Origin of the sequence: Pseudolysinimonas yzui, assembly GCF_014653215.1 — a bacterium.
Classification (GTDB): domain Bacteria; phylum Actinomycetota; class Actinomycetes; order Actinomycetales; family Microbacteriaceae; genus Pseudolysinimonas_A; species Pseudolysinimonas_A yzui.
The window spans coordinates 16,349-40,072 of sequence record NZ_BNAI01000011.1 but is presented as its reverse complement, the minus strand read 5'-3'; the positions used below and the strand labels follow the sequence as shown (position 1 = coordinate 40,072).

22 protein-coding genes are annotated in these 23,724 nt (G+C 70.4%); 19 read left to right on the top strand and 3 right to left on the bottom strand.

The genetic code is table 11. The features are described 5' to 3' along the window. The first annotated feature begins 36 nt into the window (after positions 1 to 36). The 12 genes from IE173_RS14600 to IE173_RS14545 all read left to right on the top strand — a co-directional run bounded on the left by IE173_RS14600 (position 37) and on the right by IE173_RS14545 (position 12,641). On the top strand, positions 37 to 729 hold the full coding sequence (locus IE173_RS14600) for an NUDIX hydrolase (RefSeq protein WP_191284258.1): 693 nt from the start codon (positions 37 to 39) through the stop codon (positions 727 to 729). Next, positions 726 to 1,988 (top strand): quinolinate synthase NadA, encoded by a 1,263-nt coding sequence (gene nadA, locus IE173_RS14595; RefSeq protein ID WP_191284257.1) that lies wholly within the window; start codon positions 726 to 728, stop codon positions 1,986 to 1,988. The genes IE173_RS14600 and nadA overlap by 4 nt, the downstream gene beginning before the upstream one ends. Then, entirely contained in the window at positions 1,988 to 3,511 is a 1,524-nt protein-coding gene (gene nadB / locus IE173_RS14590) for an L-aspartate oxidase (protein WP_229842134.1), read from the top strand. Before nadA ends, nadB begins: the two co-directional genes overlap by 1 nt. Beyond that, positions 3,508 to 4,368: a carboxylating nicotinate-nucleotide diphosphorylase gene (gene nadC, locus IE173_RS14585; RefSeq protein ID WP_191284256.1), complete on the top strand. Its 861-nt coding sequence runs from the start codon at positions 3,508 to 3,510 to the stop codon at positions 4,366 to 4,368. Before nadB ends, nadC begins: the two co-directional genes overlap by 4 nt. Beyond that, a complete protein-coding gene (locus IE173_RS14580) occupies positions 4,365 to 5,513 on the top strand; it encodes a cysteine desulfurase family protein (protein ID WP_191284255.1) in 1,149 nt (382 codons plus the stop codon). Before nadC ends, IE173_RS14580 begins: the two co-directional genes overlap by 4 nt. A 74-nt stretch (positions 5,514 to 5,587) precedes the next feature. Beyond that, complete coding sequence (locus IE173_RS14575; protein WP_191284254.1) at positions 5,588 to 6,970, top strand: glycine--tRNA ligase; 1,383 nt, start codon at positions 5,588 to 5,590, stop codon at positions 6,968 to 6,970. Positions 6,971 to 7,056: 86 nt separating this feature from the next. Then, positions 7,057 to 7,905 (top strand): methylenetetrahydrofolate reductase, encoded by an 849-nt coding sequence (locus IE173_RS14570; RefSeq protein WP_191284253.1) that lies wholly within the window; start codon positions 7,057 to 7,059, stop codon positions 7,903 to 7,905. Between the two features lie 2 nt (positions 7,906 to 7,907). After that, positions 7,908 to 8,807, top strand: coding sequence for a formyltetrahydrofolate deformylase (purU, locus tag IE173_RS14565; protein ID WP_191284252.1), 900 nt, complete (start codon positions 7,908 to 7,910; stop codon positions 8,805 to 8,807). 75 nt (positions 8,808 to 8,882) lie between these two features. Next, positions 8,883 to 10,286: a vanillate/3-O-methylgallate O-demethylase gene (gene ligM / locus IE173_RS14560; RefSeq protein WP_191284251.1), complete on the top strand. Its 1,404-nt coding sequence runs from the start codon at positions 8,883 to 8,885 to the stop codon at positions 10,284 to 10,286. Positions 10,287 to 10,348: 62 nt separating this feature from the next. Then, positions 10,349 to 10,936: a PadR family transcriptional regulator gene (locus IE173_RS14555; RefSeq protein ID WP_191284250.1), complete on the top strand. Its 588-nt coding sequence runs from the start codon at positions 10,349 to 10,351 to the stop codon at positions 10,934 to 10,936. Between the two features lie 3 nt (positions 10,937 to 10,939). Then, a complete protein-coding gene (locus IE173_RS14550; protein ID WP_191284249.1) occupies positions 10,940 to 11,965 on the top strand; it encodes a CPBP family intramembrane glutamic endopeptidase in 1,026 nt (341 codons plus the stop codon). A 7-nt stretch (positions 11,966 to 11,972) separates the two neighbouring features. After that, positions 11,973 to 12,641 carry a DsbA family oxidoreductase gene (locus IE173_RS14545; protein ID WP_191284248.1) on the top strand — a complete coding sequence of 223 codons (669 nt, stop codon included), beginning with the start codon at positions 11,973 to 11,975 and terminating at the stop codon, positions 12,639 to 12,641. Between the two features lie 131 nt (positions 12,642 to 12,772). Here the strand turns inward: IE173_RS14545 and IE173_RS14540 are convergent, their stop codons facing one another. Further along, on the bottom strand, positions 12,773 to 13,243 hold the full coding sequence (locus IE173_RS14540; RefSeq protein WP_191284247.1) for an aminoacyl-tRNA deacylase: 471 nt from the start codon (positions 13,241 to 13,243) through the stop codon (positions 12,773 to 12,775). A 159-nt stretch (positions 13,244 to 13,402) separates the two neighbouring features. Between IE173_RS14540 and dusB the strand changes: the two genes are divergently transcribed. The 3 genes from dusB to IE173_RS14525 are packed head-to-tail and all read left to right on the top strand — an operon-like array spanning position 13,403 to position 17,056. Next, complete coding sequence (dusB, locus tag IE173_RS14535; RefSeq protein ID WP_191284246.1) at positions 13,403 to 14,611, top strand: tRNA dihydrouridine synthase DusB; 1,209 nt, start codon at positions 13,403 to 13,405, stop codon at positions 14,609 to 14,611. Further along, positions 14,604 to 15,860 (top strand): deoxyguanosinetriphosphate triphosphohydrolase, encoded by a 1,257-nt coding sequence (locus IE173_RS14530; protein WP_191284245.1) that lies wholly within the window; start codon positions 14,604 to 14,606, stop codon positions 15,858 to 15,860. The genes dusB and IE173_RS14530 overlap by 8 nt, the downstream gene beginning before the upstream one ends. After that, positions 15,857 to 17,056, top strand: coding sequence for an MFS transporter (locus tag IE173_RS14525; protein ID WP_191284244.1), 1,200 nt, complete (start codon positions 15,857 to 15,859; stop codon positions 17,054 to 17,056). Before IE173_RS14530 ends, IE173_RS14525 begins: the two co-directional genes overlap by 4 nt. Positions 17,057 to 17,069: 13 nt before the next feature. On the opposite strand, the gene IE173_RS14520 is transcribed toward IE173_RS14525, so the two are convergent. After that, positions 17,070 to 17,963 carry an ROK family protein gene (locus IE173_RS14520; protein WP_191284243.1) on the bottom strand — a complete coding sequence of 298 codons (894 nt, stop codon included), beginning with the start codon at positions 17,961 to 17,963 and terminating at the stop codon, positions 17,070 to 17,072. A gap of 24 nt (positions 17,964 to 17,987) precedes the next feature. On the opposite strand from IE173_RS14520, the gene deoC reads away from it, so the two are divergent. The 4 genes from deoC (at position 17,988) to IE173_RS14500 (ending at position 22,388) form a co-directional block, all read left to right on the top strand. Beyond that, positions 17,988 to 18,992: a deoxyribose-phosphate aldolase gene (gene deoC, locus IE173_RS14515; protein ID WP_191284242.1), complete on the top strand. Its 1,005-nt coding sequence runs from the start codon at positions 17,988 to 17,990 to the stop codon at positions 18,990 to 18,992. Beyond that, positions 18,992 to 20,434: an aldehyde dehydrogenase family protein gene (locus IE173_RS14510; RefSeq protein ID WP_191284241.1), complete on the top strand. Its 1,443-nt coding sequence runs from the start codon at positions 18,992 to 18,994 to the stop codon at positions 20,432 to 20,434. Before deoC ends, IE173_RS14510 begins: the two co-directional genes overlap by 1 nt. Then, on the top strand, positions 20,431 to 21,294 hold the full coding sequence (locus tag IE173_RS14505) for an aldehyde dehydrogenase family protein (RefSeq protein ID WP_191284240.1): 864 nt from the start codon (positions 20,431 to 20,433) through the stop codon (positions 21,292 to 21,294). Before IE173_RS14510 ends, IE173_RS14505 begins: the two co-directional genes overlap by 4 nt. Before the next feature lie 191 nt (positions 21,295 to 21,485). Next, positions 21,486 to 22,388 (top strand): glycerophosphodiester phosphodiesterase, encoded by a 903-nt coding sequence (locus IE173_RS14500; protein ID WP_191284239.1) that lies wholly within the window; start codon positions 21,486 to 21,488, stop codon positions 22,386 to 22,388. On the opposite strand, the gene IE173_RS14495 is transcribed toward IE173_RS14500, so the two are convergent. Continuing rightward, positions 22,385 to 23,722, bottom strand: a complete 1,338-nt coding sequence (locus IE173_RS14495; protein WP_229842133.1) for a M20/M25/M40 family metallo-hydrolase — start codon at positions 23,720 to 23,722, stop codon at positions 22,385 to 22,387. The genes IE173_RS14500 and IE173_RS14495 overlap by 4 nt on opposite strands. Positions 23,723 to 23,724 lie beyond the last annotated feature (2 nt).

The following is a 23,724-nucleotide window of genomic DNA, read 5'->3' as shown; positions in this document are numbered from 1 at the left end:
TTCGGGTCACAGTGACCTTTACTGAGGAGGCGGCGCGTGAGCACGCGAAACGCGATCGAACTCGCCGTCTCGACGGTGATCTTCGCGCTGCGCCCCGAGGGCGAGGAAGCCGTGCTGTCGATCCCGCTGGTGCGGCGCACCCGCGATCCGTTCGCCGGTCGTTGGGCTCTTCCCGGCGGTGCCGCCGAACCGGCGGAGAGCCTCGCCGAGACCGCGGCCCGCAAGCTCTTCGAGACGACGGCGCTGCGCCCCGCGTACCTCGAGCAGCTCTACGCGTTCGGCGACCCCGACCGCTCGCCGACGGGCCGGGTCGTCTCGGTCGTCTACTGGGCGCTGGTGCGCACCGAGCTCGCCGATGAAGGCGTCGAGGACGACAACGTGCGCTGGTTCGCGGCCGACGACCTGCCCGACCTGGCGTTCGACCACAACCTCATCGTGCGCTACGCGCTCTGGCGGCTGCGCACGAAGATGGAGTACTCCCGCATCGCCCACGCCCTGCTGGGCGAGACCTTCACGCTCGCCGAACTGCGCCGCGTGCACGAGATCGTGCTCGAGAAGCCGCTGGATCCCGCCAACTTCCGCCGCCACATCGAGGCCTCGGGCGTTCTCGTCGACACCGGCGAGACGGTGCCCGGCGGCCGCCACCGCCCGCCACGCCTCTACCGCTATGACACGACCCTGCAGCTCGCCGACAACGGCCCGCTCACACCTCCGAAGGAACCGCAGTGACCTCGATCGACGTGCTCATCCGCTCCGCGCCCGATGAGGCGTGCAGCACCGACCTCGCGAAGGGGCCGTGGGAGTTCGACGTCACCCCCGGCTATGGCCCGGGGTCGAGCATGGGTGACGTCATCCCGACCGGTGCGCCGCGCCAGGGCGAGCTGCCCGCCGCCTACCGGGAGGCCGATGCCGCGGACCTGCACGCCCGCATCCGCGCCGCGAAAGCCGCCCTCGGCGACCGGGTCGTCATCCTCGGCCACTTCTATCAGCGCGACGAGGTCGTGCAGCATGCCGACTTCCTCGGCGACTCGTTCCAGCTCGCCAACGCCGCGCAGACCGTGCCGAACGCCGAGACCATCGTGTTCTGCGGCGTGCACTTCATGGCCGAGACCGCCGACATCCTCGCCCGGCCCGGGCAGGACGTCATCCTGCCCAACCTCGCCGCGGGCTGCTCGATGGCCGACATGGCCGACGAAGACAGCGTCGAGGAGTGCTGGGCGCAGCTCGAAGAGCTGTACGGAACAGAGGCGGATGCCGAGGGTCGCGTGCCGATCATCCCGGTCACCTACATGAACTCCTCGGCGGCGCTGAAGGCGTTCTGCGGCCGGCACGGCGGCATCGTCTGCACCTCGTCGAACGCCGAGACGGTGCTCGAGTGGGCGTTCGAACGCGGGCAGCGGGTGCTGTTCTTCCCCGACCAGCACCTCGGCCGCAACACCGCCAAGAAGATGGGCGTGCCACTGGAGCGGATGCCGATGTGGAACCCGCGCAAGCCGCTCGGCGGCAACACGGCCGACGACCTGACGGATGCCCGCGTGGTGCTCTGGCACGGCTTCTGCAGCGTGCACAAGCGGTTCACGGTCGAGCAGGTCGAGAAGGCGCGCGCCGATCGCCCCGGGGTGCGGGTGATCGTGCACCCGGAGTGCCCGATGCCGGTCGTCGACGCCGCCGACGAGGCCGGCTCGACCGACTACATCCGCAAGGCCGTCGCCGCCGCGATCGAGCCCACGACGTTCGCGATCGGCACCGAGATCAACATGGTCAACCGGCTCGCGGCCGAATACCCGCAGCACGAGATCTTCTGCCTCGACCCCGTGGTCTGCCCGTGCTCGACGATGTACCGCATCCACCCGGGGTATCTCGCCTGGGTGCTGGAAGAACTGGTCGCCGAGCGGAAGCCGAACGTCATCCGCGTGCCCGAGCGGGTGGCGGCGGATGCACGTGTCGCCCTCGACCGGATGCTCGCGGCGAAGCCGAAGGACGCCTGATGCGGGTCGTCGTCGTCGGCACCGGAATCGCGGGACTCATCGCCGCGCACCGGGCGAGCAAGCACCACGACGTCGTGCTGGTCACGAAGTCGCGGCTCAGCGAGAGCAACACCCGGTACGCGCAGGGCGGCATCGCGGTCGCGCTGTTCCCCGACGACTCGGTCGAGAGCCATGTCGCCGACACCCTGCGCGCGGGTGCCGGCCTGTGCGACCCGGTCGCCGTCGAGGTGCTGTGCGCCGAGGGCCCGGGACGGGTGCGCGACCTCATCGCCCTCGGCGTCGAGTTCGACAAGCGGGACGGCGAACTCGTGCGCGGCCACGAGGCGGCGCACTCCTCCCGCCGCGTGCTGCACGCGGGCGGCGACGCGACGGGGTTCGCGATCGAGTCGGCGCTGCTCCGCGCGGTGCGGCGGCGGGCGATCGAGGTGCACGAGCACACCTTCGTCACCGACCTGGTCGTCGATGACGGGATCGTGCGCGGCGTCGACGTGATCGCCGCCGACGGCGCCGGCCACCGCATCCTCGGCGACGCCGTCGTGCTCGCCAGCGGCGGTGCCGGCCAGTTGTTCCGGCACACCACCAACCCGGCCGTCGCGACGGGCGACGGGATCGCGGCGGCGTGGCGTGCGGGTGCGGCGGTATCGGATCTCGAGTTCTACCAGTTCCACCCGACGGCGCTCGCGTTGCCGGGCAACCACCTCGTCTCCGAGGCGGTGCGCGGCGAGGGGGCGGTGCTGCGGGATGCGGACGGCGAGCGGTTCATGGTCGACGTGCACCCGGATGCCGAGCTCGCCCCGCGCGACGTGGTCGCCCGGGGGATCGCGGCGGCGATGGCGCGGCAGGGCGGTCGGCCCGTCGTGCTCGACGCGACGGGCCTCGGGGCCGACTTCCTGCGCGCCCGGTTCCCCGGCATCACGACGGCGTGCGCCGAGCGCGGCCTCGATTGGACGGTCGAGCCCGTGCCGGTGACGCCCGCGGCGCACTACGCGATGGGCGGCATCCGCACCGACATCGACGGCCGCACGACGCTGCCGGGCCTGTTCGCGATCGGCGAGGCCGCCTGCACCGGCGTGCACGGCGCCAACCGGCTCGCCTCCAACTCGCTGCTGGAGTCGCTCGTGTTCGCCTGGCGTGCCGCCGATGCCCTCGACATCGCCGGGTCTCCGCTCATCCTCACCACGGAGGGCGACTCGTCGTTCGCGGCGGCCTTCGGGACGACCCCGGTCGACCGCGACGCGCTGCGTGACCTCATGTGGGAGCGGGCGGGGCTGGAACGGGATGCCGCCGGGCTGCGCGAGGCCGCCGCGACCCTCGCCGGCTGGCGCGCCGACGACCCGATGCCCGCCGGTCGCGAAGACGCCAACCTGCTCGACCTCGGTCGCCTGCTCGTGCACGCCGCACTGCGCCGTGAGGAGTCGCGCGGCGCGCATTTCCGCACCGACTTCCCCGAGCCGCGCGGCGTGTGGGCGCGCTCGGCACACGACGCCCGCCCGGTCGCGGCGCGTGTGGAGGCGGCCGCATGAGCACGATCGACGACATCATCCGCCGCGCCCTCGACGAAGACGCGCCGTGGGGCGACCTCACCTCGGAGGTCTTCCTGCCCGCCGACGCGCGGGCGACGGCGGCGCTCGTCGCCCGCGAGCCGGGTGTGTTCAGCGGCGCCACGGTGTTCGCGCGGGTCTTCGAACTCGTCGACCCCGCGACCCGGGTCGAGGTGATCGTCGGCGACGGCGAACGATTCGACGCCGGAACCGTGCTCGCTCGGGTCGACGGCTCCGCGCGGGCGGTGCTGCGGGCCGAGCGCATCGCGCTCAACCTCACGCAGCGGATGTCGGGCATCGCGACGCTCACCGCCCGCTACGTCGAGGCGGCGGCCGGCGCCGGTGCCCGCATCGTCGACACCCGCAAGACGACTCCCGGCCTGCGCATTCTCGAACGCCAGGCGGTGCGCGATGGCGGCGGCCACAACCACCGCTTCTCGCTGTCGGATGCCGTGCTCGCGAAAGACAACCACCTCGCGGTGCTCGCCGCGGCCGGGGTGCCGATCGGCGACGCCATCCGTGCCGCGCGGGAACGCATCGGCCACACGACGCACCTCGAGGTCGAGGTCGACCGGCTCGACCAGGTCGAACCCGTCGTCGCGGCCGGCGTCGACACGATCATGCTCGACAACTTCACCCCCGATCAGTTGCGCGACGGCGTCGCCCTCGTCGCCGGCCGCGCCCTCGTCGAGGCCAGCGGCGGAGTCTCGCTCGACACGGTCGCCGCGATCGCCGCGACCGGGGTCGATGTGATCTCGGTCGGCGCACTCACCCACAGCCCTCGCGCGCTCGACCTCGGGCTCGACATCGACGTGCGGCAAGGCGAGGTGCGCGCGTGAGCCTCAATCTCGACCACGCCGCGGCGAGCCCCGTGAGCCCCGCCGTGATCGACGCGATCACGAGCTACCTGTCGAGCACCGAATCGGCCAACCCGTCGAGCCGTCACGAGCCGGGGGAGCGCGCCGCCCGCGCGCTCACCGAGGCTCGCGCGCGCATCGCGGCAGAACTCGGCTGTCGACCGGCAGAGATCGTGCTCACCTCTGGTGGCACCGAGGCCGACAACCTCGCCATCAAGGGAATCGCCCTGGCCGACCCCCGCGGGCGGCATCTCGTCACCTCTCCGCTCGAACACGAGGCGGTGCGCGAGAGCTGCGACTACCTGCGCCACGCCCACGGCTTCGAGATCGACGTGCTGCCCGTCGACGCCGAGGGTCGGATCGACCCCGCGAGCCTCGCCGCGGCGATCCGGCCCGACACGACCCTCGTGTCGATCACGTACGCGAGCAACGAGGTGGGAACCGTGCAGCCGATCCCCGAGCTCGCCGCCGCCGCCCGCGCCGCGGGAACCCGGATGCACGTCGACGCGGTGCAGGCCGCCCCGTGGTTCGACGTCTCACCCCTCGCGCTCGGGGTCGACGCCGTGAGCATCGCGGGGCACAAACTCGGCACGCCCACCGGCTTCGGCGCGTTGCTCGTGCGGGCCGGCGTGCCCCTCGAGCCCCTCGTGCACGGTGGCGGTCAAGAGCGCGGGCGCCGCGCCGGAACCGAGAACCTCCTCGGAGCCGTCGCCCTCGCAGCGGCACTCGCCGAGCGACCCCGACGGCGCCTCGAAGCGGCCGAGGTCAGCGCCGCTCGTGACGCGCTCATCGACGGCATCCTGCGTGCGGTGCCCGGCAGCATCCTCACCGGATCGCGTCGGCACCGTCTGCCCGGCCATGCCTCGTTCTGCTTCCCCGGCACCGCCGGCGAGGCCGTGCTCATCGAACTCGGGATGGGCGGCATCGTCTGCTCGAGTGGCTCGGCGTGCGCCGCCGGGTCCGACGAGCCCTCGCCCGCGCTGCTCGCCCTGGGGATCGCGCCCGAGGTCGCGCAGACGGCGGTGCGCTTCAGCTTCGGGGCCGGATTCACGACAGAGGATGCCGAACGGGTCGTCGCCGAAGTCGCCGCAGCAGTCGCGGCGGTGTCGGGGATGGCGCGCCGGTAGGCTGGGGACTTCGCACCCTCGACCCTTTCTGAAAGCCGTGCAAGCCGGCACGGCCGACCTCTGGAGCCCCATCCGTGGCAACGCCCACCCCGCTCGACTCGATCATCTCCCTCGCGAAGCGTCGTGGCTTCGTCTACCAGTCCGGTGAGATCTACGGCGGATCCCGGTCCGCCTGGGACTACGGGCCGCTCGGCACCGCGCTGAAGGAGAACATCAAGCGCGAGTGGTGGAAGTTCATGGTGCAGACCCGGGACGACATCGTCGGCATCGACTCCTCGGTGATCCTGCCGAAGCGGGTGTGGGAGGCCTCCGGTCACGTCGAGGTGTTCTCCGACCCGCTCGTCGAGTGCCAGAGCTGCCACAAGCGCTATCGCGAAGACCACCTGCTCGAGGCGTACGAAGAGAAGAAGGGCCGCGCCCCCGAGCACGGCATGGCCGACATCGCCTGCGAGAACTGCGGCACCCGTGGCCAGTGGACCGAGCCGCGCGCCTTCAGCGGCCTGCTCAAGACCTACCTCGGCCCGGTCGACGACGAGGCCGGGTTGCACTACCTGCGCCCCGAGACCGCACAGGGCATCTTCGTGAACTTCGCCAACGTGCTCTCCAGCGCCCGCATGAAGCCCCCGTTCGGCATCGCCCAGGTCGGCAAGAGCTTCCGCAACGAGATCACGCCCGGCAACTTCATCTTCCGCACGCGCGAGTTCGAGCAGATGGAGATGGAGTTCTTCGTGCAGGCCGGCACCGACGAGGAGTGGTTCACCTACTGGATCGACCAGTGCGAGCAGTGGTTCCTCGGCCTCGGTCTGACGCCCGAGAACCTGCGCCGCTACGAGCACCCGAAAGAGAAGCTCTCGCACTACTCGAAGCGCACCGTCGACCTGGAGTACCGCTTCGGGTTCACCGGCAGCGAGTGGGGCGAGCTGATGGGTGTCGCCAACCGCACCGACTTCGACCTCTCGACCCACTCGAAGGAGTCGGGCGTCGACCTGTCGTACTTCGACCAGACCACCAACGAGCGCTGGACGCCGTACGTCATCGAGCCGGCGTTCGGGCTCACCCGGGCGCTGATGGCGTTCCTGGTCGACGCCTACGCCGAAGACGAGGCCCCCAACACCAAGGGCGGCGTCGACAAGCGCACCGTGCTGCGGCTCGACCGTCGGCTCGCCCCGGTCAAGGTGGCGGTGCTGCCGCTGTCACGCAACGAGCAGCTCTCGCCCATCGCGAAGGAACTCGCCGCCGACCTGCGCCAGGACTGGATGATCGAGTTCGACGACGCCGGCGCGATCGGCCGCCGCTACCGCCGGCAGGACGAGATCGGCACCCCGTTCTGCGTCACCGTCGACTTCGACTCGCTCGACGACAAGGCCGTGACGGTGCGGGAACGCGACACGATGGCGCAGGAGCGGGTGTCGCTCGACCGACTGAAGGGTTACCTCGCCGAGCACCTGAAGGGGTAGTTCCATCCACCGGAAGCGGCGCTGGACAATTACCTATGGCCATAGGTAGTCTGTCCGCGACGACGATGTCGGAAGGACCACCCCTCATGGCGACTTACACTCCCGCCCAGCTGCTCGAAGACTTCTCGATCGAGATGACCGGCAAAGACGTGCCCGGTCTTCTCGAAGCCGCGCCGCTCATCCCGCAGGGCACGCGCATCAACGTGACCTTCCTCGGCAACGAGGATCTGCAGATGCGCCTCACCGCGTCGAAAGCGGTGCTCGACGGCGGCTTCATCCCCGTGCCGCACATCTCGGCGCGTCGCCTGACCTCGCAAGCCCAGCTCGAGGAGTTCCTCGGCGCGCTGCAGGCGCAGGGCACGTCGACCCACGTCTTCTCGGTCGGCGGCGACCCGTCGACCCCCGAGGGCCCCTACGAGGACTCGCACGACGTCATCAAGACCGGTCTGCTGCAGCAGTACGGCGCACAGGACATCTCGATCGCCGGCTACCCCGAGGGCCACCCCGACATCTCCGACGAGAAGCTGTGGACGGCGATCACCGGCAAGCACGCGACCCTCACCGAACAGGGCACGCCGGGCACGATCCTCACCCAGTTCGGGTTCGACGAAGACCCCGTCGTCGCGTGGATCGAGAAGGTGCGCGCGGCAGGCATCCCGTACGAGATCCGCGTCGGCGTTCCCGGCCCGGCCGGTATCAAGCGGCTGCTGTCGTTCGCGGCCCGGTTCGGCGTCGCCTCGAGTGCGGGCATCGCGAAGAAGTACGGGCTGTCGCTCACCAACCTGATGGGCACCGCGGGGCCCGACAAGTTCATCAAGCGCCTCGCCAAGAAACTCGACCCGGCCAAGCACGGTGTGGTGAAGTTGCACTTCTACACCTTTGGCGGACTGACCGCGACATCCGAGTGGATCCGCGACTTCAAGGAGAAGCTGTGACCATGACGCAAGCTCAGCAGGCGGTGGCGTCGGCCCTCCCTGGCCGCTCCAACCAGGCCGTGCTCATCGTCTACGGCGCCGATCGGCCCGGCATCGTCGCGGCGGTCTCGACGACCCTGGCGCAGCACGGCGCGAACATCGTCGCGCTCGACCAGTACACCGACGACCCCGACGGCGGCCAGTTCTTCCAGCGCACGGTCTTCGATCTGCCGGACCTGGTGGTGAACTCGCCCGCGCTCGAAGTGGACCTCGAGAAGGTGCTCGGCAAGGACCTCGGGATGACGTGGAAGCTCACGCACCGCGCCTCGCCCAAGCGCGTCATCATCCTCGCCTCCAAGAGCGACCACTGCCTGCTCGACCTGCTCTGGCGGCACCGTCGCGGCGAGATCCCGATGACCGTGCCGATGGTGATCAGCAACCACACCGACATGGCCGAGGATGTGCGCAGCTTCGGCATCCCGTTCTTCCACGTGCCGAGCGTCGCCGGAGCCGACAAGTCGGCATCGGAGAACAAGATCATCGAGCTGGTGCGGGGCAACGCCGACCTGGTGGTGCTCGCGCGCTACATGCAGATCCTCTCCGACGGCTTCCTCGACGGCGTCGGCGTGCCGGTGATCAACATCCACCACTCGTTCCTGCCCGCGTTCATCGGCGCGGGGCCGTACAAGAAGGCGAAGGAACGCGGGGTCAAGCTCATCGGCGCGACCGCGCACTACGTCACCGAAGAGCTCGACGAGGGCCCGATCATCGAGCAGGACGTCGTGCGGGTGAACCACGCCGACACCGCCGGTGACCTGCAGCGCAAGGGCGCCTACGTCGAGCGCGAAGTGCTCTCCCGCGCCGTGCTCGCGCACTGCGAAGACCGCGTGATCCGCGCCGGTCGCCAAACGATCGTCTTCTAGCACTCCCGGGCCTGTCCGGGCCCTTTCACACCCACCTAACACCTATACCCATAGGTATTCAACGGAGAAGGAACCATGGCAAAGAACCTCACCGAAGCCATCGCCGCGGCGGGAAGCCCCGTCGAACTGCTTCGCAACTCGCAGATCGGCTCGTACATCTACCCTGTCGTGCCGGCCGACTTCCAGAACTGGATCAAGGAGCAGCAGGCGTGGCGGCAGACCGCGGTGCTCTACGACCAGTCGCACCACATGGACAACGTCTTCCTCAAGGGCTCGGACGCGATCAAGTTGATCTCCGACACGGCGATCAACTCCACCGCCGTCTTCCCGGTCGACAAGGCCAAGCAGTACGTTCCCACGACCGCCTCGGGTCACGTCATCGGCGACGGCATCCTGTTCCGCGAGGCCGAAGACGAGTACGTGTACGTCGGACGCGCGCCGGCCTCCAACTGGCTCATGTACCACGGCGAGACCGGCGGCTACAAGAACCTCGAGGTCGTCGTCGACCGCCGCTCCAACTCGCGCCCCTACGGCGACGCGGTGTCGCGCAAGTACTACCGGTTCCAGATCCAGGGCCCGGCCGCCTGGTCGGTCATCGAGAAGCTCAACGGTGGACCGCTCGAGCAGCTGAAGTTCTTCACCATGTCGACGATGCAGATCGCCGGCAAGACGGTGCGCACCCTGCGCCACGGCATGGCGGGCGCACCCGGACTCGAGCTCTGGGGCCCGTACGCCGACCACCACTTCATCCGCGACGCGATCGTCGAGGCCGGCAAGGAGTTCGGCCTCGTGCCGGTCGGCTCGCGCGCCTACCCGTCGAACACGCTCGAGTCGGGCTGGATCCCGTCGCCGCTGCCCGCGATCTACACGGGCGCCGAAGAGCAGGGCTACCGGGACTGGCTTCCCGGCGACTCCTACGAGGCGACCGGCACCCTCGCCGGCTCGTTCGTCTCGACGAACATCGAGGACTACTACCTCACCCCGTGGGAGCTCGGCTACGGCTCGTTCGTCAAGTTCGACCACGACTTCATCGGCCGCGACGCGCTCGAGAAGATCGACCCGGCGTCGCAGCGCAAGAAGGTGACCCTCGCCTGGGATGCCGAAGACGTCACCAAGATCTTCGCGTCGCTGTTCGACGTCGACGGTCCGTCGCACAAGTTCTTCGACCTGCCGCTCGCGAACTACGGCTCGGCGAACTACGACGCCGTCGTGGATGCCGATGGCACCGTCGTCGGCTACTCGATGTTCACCGGATACAGCTCGAACGAGAAGCGCGCGCTGTCGCTCGCGACCATCTCGCCCGACGTGCCCGAAGGCACCGAGCTGCGCGTGCTCTGGGGCGAGAACCCCAACACGTCGAAGGCCACGGTCGAGAAGCACGAGCAGCTGCCCGTGCGCGCCGTCGTCAGCCCGGTTCCCTACTCGACGGTCGCCCGTCAGTCGTACCAGGGCGGCTGGCGCACCGGCTACAAGGGCTGAAACCCTTAGGGTCGGATGCGGAGACACGTTCGTCTCCGCATCCGGCCTGAGGTGTCACCGCCATGTCACTGCGATTCGCGCTGCTCGCGCTGCTGAGCGTCGACGCCATGACCGGGTACGACCTGCACAAGCGGTTCGACTCGTCGGTGGGGCACGTCTGGTACGCCCCCGACTCCCAGATCTACCCCGAGCTGCGCAAGATGGAAGCCGACGGCGTCGTCACCGCGCAGGAGGTGCCGTGGGGCACCAAGGGCACCAAGCGCGAGTACTCCATCACCGAGGCCGGCCGGGACGCCTTGCGCGACTGGATGAACGCGACGCTGCCCTACGCGCGGTTCCGAGATGCGATGCACCTGAAGTCCGCCTACTTCGAGTGGGCCGACCCGGATGCCGCCCGCACCCAGTTGCGTGCGCACATCGCCCACTACGAGAGCGAGCTGGCGCAGTGGGAGGAGCAGATCCACCAGATCGACACCGCCACCTCGCCGATGCTGAACCGGCGTCTCGCGGTCACCCCCGAGAAGGACAGGAAGCGCACGGCGGCGTTCAAGCGCTACGCCTACGAGGGCCTCGTGCAGCGGGCGGAGCAGGAGATCGCCTGGGCGCGTGACGGGTTGAAACTGATCGACGAGCTCGAAGAGGAAGACTGACGCGTGACCGACGCTGCCGCGCCCACCCCATCCACCCCTGCAGAGCCCGACGTCACGATCGTCGAGCTGCCGTACCACCGGCTCTACCGAGCACAGCCGACCTACCGCTGGTGGCGCCCGCTCGTCGCGGTGCTGATGGCCGCGGTGTTCTTCCTCGGCATCAGCATCCTGCTCGCCGTTCCGCTGTTCATCGTGCTCTACGCGACCGGCGCGATCGACTTCCTCAGCCCGACGGCGACCGACGACCTGGTGGCGCTCATCAGCCCCGACATGGCGCGGCCGTGGACCCTGGTCTTCGGCCTGGGGTCGATCATCCTGGTGCTGCCGTTCGTTCCGCTCGCCCTGCGCATCGCCGGCATCCGGCCCTCGGGCGTGCGTGTGAACATCCTGCATTCGGTGCTCTTCACCCTGCGCTGGCGCTGGCTGCTGGTCTGCCTCATCCCGGCGACCGTGGTGTGGGTGGCGACGTTCGCCGGGCAACTCGGCATCGGGCTCGCGCTCGGTGAGGAGCTGCTGCCGTTCAGCACCGACGTGCCGACCTACCTGCTCTCGGTGCTCATCGTGCTGCTGCTCGTGCCCGTGCAAGCCGCCACCGAGGAGTACCTGTACCGCGGAATCCTGCTGCAGTCGGTGGGCGCCTGGGTGCGCTGGGCGCCGGTCACGATCATCGTGTCGGCGGTGCTCTTCGGGTTCAGCCACGCCTACGACAGCTGGGGCATCCTCACCGTCATGGTGATGGGCATCGGCTTCGCCGTCGTCACGATCCGCACGGGCGGACTCGAGGCGGGCATCGCGATGCACACCGTCAACAACGTGGCCGCCTTCGTCGTCACCGGCACCGGGATGTTCGGCCCGACCGGCATCACCGAAGACACCGGCGGCCCCGCCGGTCTCGTCGCTCAGGTCATCACCGTGGGCCTGTGGATGCTCGGCGTCGAGTGGTTCGCACGCCGCAACCGCATCGAGCGCCTCAGCCGTATCGGCATCCCCACTCCGCCGGTGGGAATGCTGCCGCCGTACGGCAGTTGAACCCAGGGTGAGTTCCGTTCCCCTCAAGGTCGACATCTGGTCGGACATCGCCTGCCCGTGGTGTTACATCGGCAAGCGCAAGTTCGAGGCGGCCGTCGCCGAGTCGGGCGTCCCGGTCGAGGTGGAGTACCACTCGTTCGAACTCTCGCCCGGCACCCCGGCCGAGTACGCGCACAGCCACGACGAGTTCCTCGCCGGTCACCTGGGGGTGAGTCGCGAGCAGGCGGCCGCGATGGGCGACCGGGTCACCGGCATTGCCGCGACGGTCGGGCTGAACTACGACTACGCGCGTCTGCAGACCACCAACACCGTGCTGGGCCACCAGGCGATCCACTACGCCAAGGCCCACGGCAAGCAGGCGCAGATGAAGGAACGCCTCATGAAGGCCTACTTCGAGGAGGGCCGCCACGTCGGCCGCATCCCCGAGCTTGCCGACCTCGCGGCCGAGATCGGCCTCGACCGCGACGACGTCGTACGGTCGCTCACCGCAGGCGAGTACCTCGGTGCCGTACGCGCCGACGTGGCGCTGGCCGGTGAGCTCGGCATCCGCGGGGTGCCGTTCTTCGTGCTCGACGGCAAATACGGCATATCGGGCGCGCAGGAGTCGGCGACCTTCGCGCAGGCCCTGGAGCAGGTGGCCGCCGAACACGCGGGCGACGTCGAGCAGGCGTCGTGAGCGAGATCCCGAAGATCGTGCTGCAGCCTCTCGGCGACCCCGGGTTGGTGTGCGAGGGCGACGTCTGCGACATCCCGACTTCCCGCGCGGGTTGAGGAGCGCGCCGCGCAGCGGCACGCGTCTCGAAACCCCTACAGCGCCTCGGTGATGTCGACGAGGGTCGCGTCGAGCCCGCGCACCAGATCATCCGCCTGCACGAACAGCGAGTAGCCGTGCTCGCCCGCTCCCATCGACACCCGTTTGCCCGCGATACGTTCATCCGCGAACACCGGCCACGCGGTGGTCGACCCGAGCGGCGTGATCGTGCCGCGTTCGTATCCGGTCGCCTCGAGGGCGAGCTCCGCTTCGGGAAGGCGCAGCTTGTTGACCCCCACCACGGCGCGTAGCTTCGCCCACGAGATCTGCCGGTCGCCCGGCACCAGCGCGAACAGGTAGCTGCCGTCGTGACGCCGCACGACGAGCGACTTCACGATGTCGGCCGGGGTGATCCCGAGAATCTGGGCCGCCTCCTCGAGAGATGACGCGCGCATCCGCTCGATGAACTCCACCGGGATGCCGCGCGCCTCCGCATCCGCCGCCACACGCTCTCTGCCGGTCGTCATCCGACCATTCTGCGGGCTGGTGGCGGGATGCGCTGCGCCAACTCTCGGAAATCGGGGGCTTCGTGGATGTGTCGTGGACGTACGGCCGAATCTCCGAGAGTTGGGGCTGCGGGCAGCCCGGCACCGGCACCCCGCAGCCCGGTCTGAAACAATCGAGGGGTGTCCACGTCCCTTGTCGCGAAGCCCCTCAGCATCGGGCCGATCGAGCTGACCGTTCCGGTCGTGCTCGCGCCGATGGCGGGCATCACGAACACGGCGTTCCGTCGGCTGTGCCGGGAGTACGGCGCGGGGCTCTACGTCTCCGAGATGATCACCTCGCGCGCTCTGGTGGAGCGCACCCCGGAAAGCATGCGGCTCATCCGCCACCACGAGTCGGAGACGCCGCGCAGCATCCAGCTCTACGGCGTCGACCCGAAGACGGTGCGCGAAGCGGTGACGATGCTCGTCGCCGAGGATCGCGCCGACCACATCGACCTCAACTTCGGCTGCCCGGTGCCGAAGGTCACCCGCAAGGGCGGGGGAGCGGCGCTGCCGTGGAAGCTCGACCTGTTCCGCGAGATCGTCGAGGGCGCCGTGCAAGCCGCGGGGCGGGTGCCGCTGACGATCAAGATGCGCAAGGGCATCGACGCCGAACACCTCACCTACCTCGAGGCCGGGCGCATCGCGGAGGGCGCGGGGGTGAGCAGCATCGCGCTGCACGCCCGCACGGCGAGCGAGTTCTACTCGGGCCACGCCGACTGGTCGGCGATCGCGAAACTGAAGGATGCCGTGGCGAGCGTTCCGGTGCTCGGCAACGGCGACATCTGGTCGGCCGAGGACGCCCTGCGCATGGTCGCCGAGACGGGATGCGATGGCGTCGTGGTCGGGCGGGGGTGCCTCGGCAAGCCGTGGCTGTTCGGTGATCTGGCGGCGGCGTTCTCCCCACCGCCCCTCCAGACGCGCGATGCGCGCCCGGAGCCTCCGGCGGCGTGGGCCCAGGGCGGGGTGCTGAAGGCCGAGCCGACCCTCGGCGAGGTCGCCGCGGCCTACCGCCGGCACGCCGAGCTGCTCGTCGAGTTCTTCGAGGACGAGGGGCGGGCGACGCGCGACATCCGCAAACACGTCGCCTGGTACTTCAAGGGCTACGCGGTCGGCGGCGAGACCCGGGCGGCGCTCGCGATGTCGTCGAGCCTCGACGAGATCGACCAGCTGCTCGGTCGTCTCGACCACGACCAGCCGTACCCGGGCGTCGACGCGGAAGGCCAGCGCGGCCGCGCCGGAACCCCGAAGACGCCGAGCCTGCCCGACCGCTGGCTCGACAGCCGCGAGATCGCCGAGGGCATGCGGGCCGAGGTCGCCGAAGCCGAACTGCACAACAGCGGTGGCTGAGCCGATAGCTCCGGTGACGGCGGGGTACTCGGAGGCGGATGCCGAACGCCGCCTCCCCGAGAATCACGTCAGCCGCCGCGGGGACTTCGCCCGCGACCGCGCCCGCATCCTGCACTCCAGCGGCTGGCGCCGGCTCGCGCAGAAGACCCAGGTGCTCAGCCCGACCGCCGGACTCGACTTCGCCCGTAACCGGCTCACCCACTCCCTCGAGGTCGCCCAGGTCGGCCGCGAGCTCGGCACCCGGCTCGGGCTCGACCCCGACATCGTCGACACCGCGTGCCTCGCCCACGACCTCGGGCATCCGCCGTTCGGTCACAACGGGGAGCGCGCGCTCGCCGAGTGGGCGAGCGACATCGGCGGCTTCGAGGGCAACGCGCAGACGCTGCGGCTGATCACCCGGCTCGAGCCGAAGGTCTTCGACGACACCCGGTCGTACGGGCTGAACCTCACCCGGGCGAGCCTCGACGCGTCGTGCAAGTACCCGTGGCCGGCGGCGCAGGGCATTCCGGATCCGTCGGGCCGCAGCAAGTTCGGCTTCTACGCCGACGACACCGACGTGTTCGAGTGGATCCGTGCCGGCGCCCCCGAGCGGGTGCGCTGCATCGAGGCCCAGGTGATGGATCTCAGCGACGACATCGCCTACTCGGTGCACGACTTCGAGGATGCGATCGTCGGCGACTTCCTCGACGTGAAGGCGCTCGGGGCGCGGGTCGACCACGACGCGCTCGTCAACTCGATGTTCGACTGGATCGGCGGCGAGTTCGATCACGACACGCTCATCGCCGCATTCGACCGGCTCGACAACCTCGAGTACTGGATCGACTCCTGGGATGGCAGCCGCCGCGACCTCGCGCGCCTGAAGAACCTCACGAGTTATCTCATCGGCCGGTTCGCCGGGCACGCCGAACGGGCGACCCGCGAGGCGTACCCGCAGGCGTCGCTCGCGCGGTTCGGAGCGGATGTCGTGGTGCCGCCCGAAACGCAGGCCGAGATCGCGGTGCTCAAGGGCATCGTCGCGGCGAACGTCATGTCGACGAACGCCCGTAAGCCGCTCTACGCCCGGCAGCGCGGGGTGCTGACCGAGCTCGCCGACTCGTTGCTCACCGACCCGAGCGGGCTCGATGTCGGCTTCGCCGCCGACTGGGCCGAGGCATCCGACGACGCGGCGCGCAAGCGCGTCGTCGTCGATCAGGTCGCGTCGCTCACCGACGTCTCGGCGATCGCCTGGCACGACCGGCTCGTCGGGTGACGGCCGGGCCACGGCGCGAGGGTCGCATCCTCGCGTTGCTCGGCATCGTGCTGCTGGCACTCGGGATGCGCAGCGCGACGAGTTCGTTCACCCCGCTGTTCGGCATCATCTCGCAGGAGCTCGGGCTCGGCTCTGTCGTGCTCGGCGTGGTGGGGGCGCTGCCCCCGCTCGCCTTCGCGGGTGCCGGGATCGTCACGCCCTGGCTCGCCCGCCGCATCGGGTCGGAACCCGCCCTCGTCGTGGCGATCGTGGCGATCGTCGCGGGCCAGGTCACGCGGGCGTTCGCGGGCGAAGCGGTCGTGATCGTCGTCTCGACGACCGTCACGATGCTCGGGATCGGCGTCGGCAATGTGCTCATGCCGTCGCTCGTCAAGCGGTTCTTCCCGGCGCGCGTCGGCCTCGTGACCGCGCTCTACACGACGCTCTTCGCGATCGGGGGCACGAGCCCGGCTCTCTTCTCCGTTCCGGTCTCCGACGCGATCGGGTGGCGGTGGACCCTCGGGATCTGGGCGATCACCGTGGCGATCGCCGCGGGTCCGTGGTTCGCTCTCGCGCGCCGCTCGCGCACCTCGGCGCTCGACGTGCCGATGCTCGCGATGGCGCACGACGCCGAGGTGCGCCTCACCCGCACGCCGCTCGCCTGGGCGCTCGCGGCGGTGCTGTTGGCGTCCGCGATGGTCGGCTACGGCGGCACCGCGTGGCTTCCCGTCATCCTCACGTCGCGCGTCGGGTTCGACGACGCGACCGCGGGCGCGCACCTGGGCATTCTGCTCGCGGTGGGTATCCCGGCGGCCGTCCTGGTGCCGCTCGTCGCCGCGCGTCCGCGACCCGCGGCTGCCATCGTCGGCGTCGCGGGTGTGCTCGGCACGACCGGCTGGACGGGGCTGCTCGTCGCGCCCGGGCTCGCCCCCGCGCTGTGGTGCGCGATGGTGGGATGCGGCGCCCTCACCTTCCCGCTCGTGCTCGTGCAGGTCGCGGTGCGCGCGACGACGGCCCGTGTCGCGGTACGACTGAGCGCCTTCGTGCAGACCTTCGCCTACATCGCGACGGGGGCCGCCGTGCTCGCGCTCGGGGTCGTCCACGAGGCGACCGGCGGCTGGACGGCGCCCCTCGTCATCCTCATCGCGATCGCGACTCTTCCGCTGGCCGCCGTGGCGACGATCGCGCGGCCGAGTCGTGTCGGCGGGCCCGGCTGAGCCGGCCCCGCCGTCACCCTGCGAGGAGGGCTGCCCCGATGAGCGGGGCCTCGTCACCGAGCGCGGCCGGAACGATGTGCGTCGCGCGCACGAACGGGAAGCCCTCGTCGGCGGCGGTGCGCACGAGGTCGAGGTAGTCGGGCGCGGAACGCGAGAAGCCGCCGCCGATCGCGACGATGTCGAGGTCGACGAGCGCGCTGGCGGAGGCGATGGCGAGCCCGACGGCCCGGGCGGAGCGCTCGATGGCGGCGCGGGCCCGCGGGTCGCTCGAGGCGGCGAGTTCTTCGCCCGTCGAGCCCTCCCAGCCTTGCGACTGCGCCCAGCGCACCGAGTTCGGCCCGGAGGCGGTGGCTTCGACGCAGCCACGGCGGCCGCACGCGCACGGGTCGTCGTAACCGGAGACCTGGATGTGCCCGACGTGCCCGGCGTTGCCGTTCGCCCCCGAGATGCCACGCCCGTCGATCACCAGGCCGCCGCCGATCCCGGTCGAGACCACCATCCCCAAGACGTTGTCCGACCCGCGACCGGCGCCGTAGCGGTGCTCGGCGAGGGTGATCGCCAGCCCGTCGATGGCGAGCACGATGTCGGCTCCGGGTACGAGCGTGGCGACGAGGTCGCGGAACGGATGATCGCGCCACCCCGGGGTGTTGAGCGGCGAGGCGAGCCCGCGCACGGTGTCGACGGGGCCGGCGGTGCCGATCCCGACCCGGGTCACGGTCGCGGTTCCGAGCGCGCCGCGCACCACCTCGGTCACGGCGGCGTCGAGTTCGGCCGCCGACCGGTCGGGCCCGGTGGGGCGTCGGGTGCGGGTGCCGTCGATGATGCGGTCGCCGACGACGAGCGCGGCCTCCACCTTCGTGCCCCCGAAGTCCACAGCCAGCACCGGGTTCTCAGCCTGCTCACTCACGGCCCCCAGCGTAGACTTCCTCGGATGGACGCGACGTCGCTGGCCCCGGCCGAACGGGCGGTCAAGATGCTCGGTGGCGACCTCACCGAGAAGAGCCTCCGGCTGCACCTCGAAGGACTCTCGGGAGTGGATGCCGTGGGCCTCGAAGCCCGCGCGGCCGGTCTGGGCACCCGGTCGATCAAGACCACCTCGAAGGCGTGGGCGCTCGACAAGATCATCACGCTCATCGACCTGACGACGCTCGAGGGTGCCGACACCCCGGGCAAGGTTCGCTCGCTCGTGTCGAAGGCGATCACGCCCGACGCGACGGACCCGTCGACCCCGCGCGTCGCGGCGGTGTGCGTCTACGGCGACATGGTCGGAACGGCCGTCGAGGCGCTCGGCGACCTGCACGGCGACCCCGACGACGGCAAGATCTCGGTCGCTGCAGTGGCGACGGCGTTCCCGAGCGGCCGGGCCTCGCTGCGGGTGAAGCTCGCCGACACCGAGGATGCCGTGGCCGCGGGCGCCGACGAGATCGACATGGTGATCGACCGTGGCGCGTTCCTCGCCGGCAACTACGGCAAGGTCTTCGAAGAGATCGTGGCCGTCAAGGAGGCCTGCCGCCGCGCCGACGGGTCGTACGCGAGCCTCAAGGTGATCCTCGAGACCGGCGAACTCAACACCTACGACAACGTGCGGCGCGCATCCTGGCTGTCGATTCTCGCTGGGGGCGACTTCATCAAGACCTCGACCGGCAAGGTGCAGCCCGCCGCGACGCTGCCGGTGACGCTGCTCATGCTGCAGATCGTGCAGGAGTGGCACCGGCTCACCGGCCAGAAGGTGGGAGTGAAGCCGGCGGGCGGCATCCGTGCCTCGAAGGATGCCATCAAGTACCTCGTGACGGTCGCCGAGACCGCGGGGGAGGAGTGGCTGCAGCCGCACCTGTTCCGCTTCGGTGCCTCGACGCTGCTCAACGATGTGCTCATGCAACGGCAGAAGATGACGACCGGTCGCTACAGCGGCCCCGACTACGTGACGGTGGACTGATGGGCTTCCTCGACTACGCGCCGGCCCCCGAGTCGACGAGCATCCTGCATCTGAAGACGTCGTACGGGCTCTTCATCGACGGCGAATTCGTCGACGGCTCCGGGTCGGGCTTCGACACCATCTCGCCGGCGACCGAGAAGAAGGTCGCCGAGATCGCAACGGCGACCCCCGCCGACGTCGATCGCGCGGTCGCCGCCGCCCGGCGGGCGTTCGAGAAGACCTGGTCGAAGATGCCCGGCGCCGACCGCGGCAAGTACCTGTTCCGCATCGCGCGGCTCGTGCAGGAGCGCGCGCGCGAACTGTCGGTGGCCGAGAGCCTCGACAACGGCAAGCCGATCAAGGAGAGCCGGGATGTCGACATCCCCCTCGTCGCCGCCTGGTTCTTCTACTACGCAGGCTGGGCCGACAAGCTCGACTACGCCGGGCTCGGCTCGTCGCCGCGGGCGCTCGGGGTCGCGGCGCAGGTGATCCCGTGGAACTTCCCGCTGCTCATGCTCGCCTGGAAGATCGCGCCCGCCCTCGCCGCCGGCAACACCGTCGTGATCAAGCCTGCCGAGACGACGTCGCTGTCGGCGCTGATCTTCGCCGAGATCCTGCAGCAGGCCGACCTGCCCAAGGGCGTCGTCAACATCGTCACCGGCGCGGGCGAGACCGGCGCGACGCTGGTGCGGCATACGGATGTCAACAAGGTCGCGTTCACCGGCTCGACCGCCGTCGGCCGCGAGATCGCGAAAGCCGTCGCCGGAACCGGCAAGAAGGTCACGCTCGAACTCGGCGGCAAGGCGGCGAACATCGTCTTCGACGACGCCCCGATGGAGCAGGCGATCGAAGGCATCGTCAACGGCATCTTCTTCAACCAGGGTCACGTCTGCTGCGCCGGCAGCCGGCTGCTCGTGCAGGAGAACGTGCACGACGACGTCGTCGCCCGGCTCAAGGAACGCCTGTCGACGCTGCGGCTCGGCGACCCGCTCGACAAGAACACCGACATCGGGGCGATCAACTCCCGCGAGCAGCTCGATCGCATCACGGCCCTGTCGAAGATCGGCGAAGACGAAGGCGCCGAGCGCTGGAGCGCTCCGTGCGAGATCCCGGCGAACGGCTTCTGGTACGCGCCGACGATCTTCACCGGCGTGCAGACCTCGTCGACGATCGCCCGGGAAGAGATCTTCGGCCCCGTGCTGTCGGTGCTCACCTTCCGCACCCCGGCCGAAGCGATCGCGAAGGCGAACAACACGCCCTACGGGCTGTCGGCCGGCATCTGGAGCGACAAGGGCAGCAAGATCCTCGCCGTCGCCGACAAGCTGCGGGCCGGCGTCATCTGGGCGAACACCTTCAACCGCTTCGACCCCGCCTCCCCGTTCGGCGGTTACAAGGAGTCGGGCTACGGCCGCGAGGGCGGTCGCCACGGTCTCGCCGCGTACCTGCAGGGAGCCTCCAAATGACCCGCCTGTCGATCCCCAAGACGTACAAGCTCGCGATCGGCGGGGCGTTCCCGCGCAGCGAGTCGGGCCGCACCTACGAGGTGCTGACCCCGAAGGGCGCGTTCCTCGCGAACGCCGCCCTGGCATCCCGCAAGGACGCCCGGGATGCCGTGGTCGCCGCCCGTAGCGCACACGCCGGCTGGGCGGGTGCGACGGCGTACAACCGCGGGCAGGTGCTGTATCGCATCGCCGAGCTGCTCGAGGGGCGCCGGGAGCAGTTCGTCGAGGAGATCCGGTCGTCGGAAGGTGCGTCGGCCGCCGCCGCGGCGAAGCAGATCGACGCCGCCATCGACGCCTGGGTCTGGTACGCCGGCTGGGCCGACAAGTACAGCCAGGTCGCCGGTTCCGGCAACCCGGTCGCCGGCCCGTTCTTCAACCTCTCGGTGCCGGAGCCCACGGGCGTCGTCGTGACGATCGCGCCGCAGGGGGTCGCCGGGGGGTCGCTGCTCGGTTTCGTCGCCGCGGTCGCCCCGGCTCTGGTCGCCGGCAACACCGTCGTCGCGATCGCGGACTTCACGCGCCCGCTGTCGGCCATCTCGCTCGCCGAAGTGCTCGCCACGAGCGACGTGCCCGGGGGAGTCGTCAACGTGCTCACCGGGTCGCCCGCCGAGATCGCTCCGTGGCTCGCCGCTCACGCCGACGTCAACGCGCTCGACCTCACCGGTGCGGGAGACCTCGACTGGGTCGACCTCGAGATCGCCGCGGCCGACACCCTGAAGCGCGTGATCTCGCCGGAGCCGGGCATCCCCGCGCTCACCCTCGGCCGCATCCTCGCCTTCACCGAGACCAAGACCGTCTGGCACACCAAGGCCCTCATCTAACTGGTTACTCCGCCATTCGCGCGCTGCTCCGCGCGATTCCCGCGGAGCGACGCGTAGAGCGCGGAGTAACGGCCCCGCGGCCGCCCGAAGGTCACGAAATGGTGAACGTGAGGTAACGGAACGGTAACGGGACGTGGTAGCGTCATCGGCACCCGCAGAGTCGCGGGACCCCGCTACCCGAGGGCGATGCCATGACGACGATGTCGTTGGCCGTGCGTGCCGACCGGCACCTGCTGCGGGTGAGCGCCGCCGCTCTGGTGACCATCGCATCCGTCGCCGTTCTCGTGCTCGCGCCCGGCGCGACCCAGGCCTACGCCGCGAACCTGATGGGGCCGTTGCGGGCTCCCGGTGAGCCGGCGTTCATCGCGGCCCACCGCGGCGACCGGGCGAGCGCCCCCGAGAACACCGTGCCGGCCTTCGAGGCGGCGGTCGCCGGGGGAGCCGATTTCGTCGAAGTCGATGTGCAGCTCACCGTCGACGGCTACCCGGTGATCATCCACGACGCGACCGTCGACCGCACGACGACCGGCACGGGCGCGGTCGCCGACCTCACGCTCGCCGAGATCCGCACCCTCGACGCCGGATCGTGGTTCGCGCCCCAGTTCGCCGGAGTGCAGGTGCCGATGTGGGGCGAGTTCCTCGACATCCTGACGCGGGCGCCCGAGGTGACCGCGCTCGTCGAGCTCAAGCACACCTGGGCAACGGACGACATCGAGAACCTCATGGGCGGCATCTACTTCCGCGGCCTGCAGGATCGCATCGTGTTCGCGTCGTTCTCCACCGCGACCGTGACGGCTCTGCAGGAGACGGCGCCCGTCATCCCGCGGGTGCTCATCCGCCGGGTGCTGCCGCTCGACCCCGTCGCGGTCGCGCAGCGCTACGACGCGATCGCGATCATGACCCGGTCGTCGGCGTTGACCGAGCGTCCGGATGCCGTAGGCGAGATGCACGCCGCGGGCCTGGGCCTGCTGCTCTACACGCTCAACAACGAAGAGCGCTGGGTCGAGGCGCTCGGCTACGGGGTGGATGGCATCGTCACCGACAAGCCGTCGGCGCTCGACGCCTGGATCGCGCAGACCGCTCCGGGAACCTAGGCGCCTTCCAGCAGAGCGCGGTAGAAGCGGATGCCGCGCAGATACGCGTCGACGCGGATGCTCTCGTCGATCGCGTGCAACCCGGCGAGTTCGGCCTTCGTCAGCTCGAACGGCGTGAAGCGGTACACCGCCGGGGTGAGCCGCGTGAAATGCCGCCCGTCGGTCGCGCCGAGCATCGCGTAAGGCACCGCGACCGCTTCGGGGTGCGAGACCGCGAGGGCGTCGACGAGGCGCTGCCACGGGCGGCCCTCCGCGGGGGCGACCGGCCCGGGGTCGGAGCCGCGCACGACCCGCACCGCGATGCGCGGGTCGTCGATGTCGCGGCGGATGCGCTCGACCTCCGCATCGAGCGTCGAGCCGACGACGATGCGCATGTTGACCGACGCGGTGGCGACCTCGGGCAGCACGTTGTCGGCCGCGGCTCCGCGCAGCCGGGTGACCACCCGGGTGGTGCGGATGAGGGCGTTCGCCTCGTCGCTGCCCGCCGCCAGTGCGCGCAGTAGCACCGGCCGGAACAGCCGCGGATGCCGGTACGCCAGCCCGAGGCTGCCACGTGCCCGCGACGCGAGGGCGGCGAACATCGGGTACGCGGTCGGCGGCAGCACGGCGGGGGTCGGCTGCGACACCCTCTGGATGGCGTGCGCCAGCCGGGTGGTCGCGGTCACGCCCGAGCGGGGCGGGTGGGCCGCGTGCCCGCCGGGTTCGCTGGCGCGCAGCTCGATCGTCGCGATGCCCTTCTCGGCGATTCCGATGACGGCGGTCGGCTCGCTCACGCCGGGGAACTGCCCCTGCACGACGGCGCCGCCCTCGTCGAGCACGAAGTCGACGGCGACGCCGCGGCCGTGCACCACCTCGACGGCGCGCTCGGCGGCGGAACCCTGCACCTCTTCGTCGCCGCCGAAACTCAGGTACACGTCGTTCTCGGGAACGAATCCGGCTGCCAGCAGGTCGTCGACCGCTTCGAGGATGCCGGCGAGCGCCCCCTTGTCGTCGATCGCGCCGCGTCCCCACACCCGGCGCTCGCCCTCCGCGGTGACCGTCAACGCCGCGCCGAAGGGCTCGTGCGTCCAGCCCTCCTCGTCGGCGGGCACGACATCCCAGTGCGCCATCAGGATGAGCGCGTCACCCGTCGTGCGGCCCCGCCAGCGGTAGAGCAGCCCCGGACCGTCGAGGTGCTCGAGCTCGAGGGTGGTGTGGATGCGGGGGTACAGCTCGGCGAGCACCTGCGGAAAGCGGGCGAATGCCGCCGCATCCTGCATGTCGCTGTCGTCGCGCGACACCGTCGGCACCCGGATGAGCGCCCGCAGGCGCTCCACAGCGACGTCGTCATCCACGC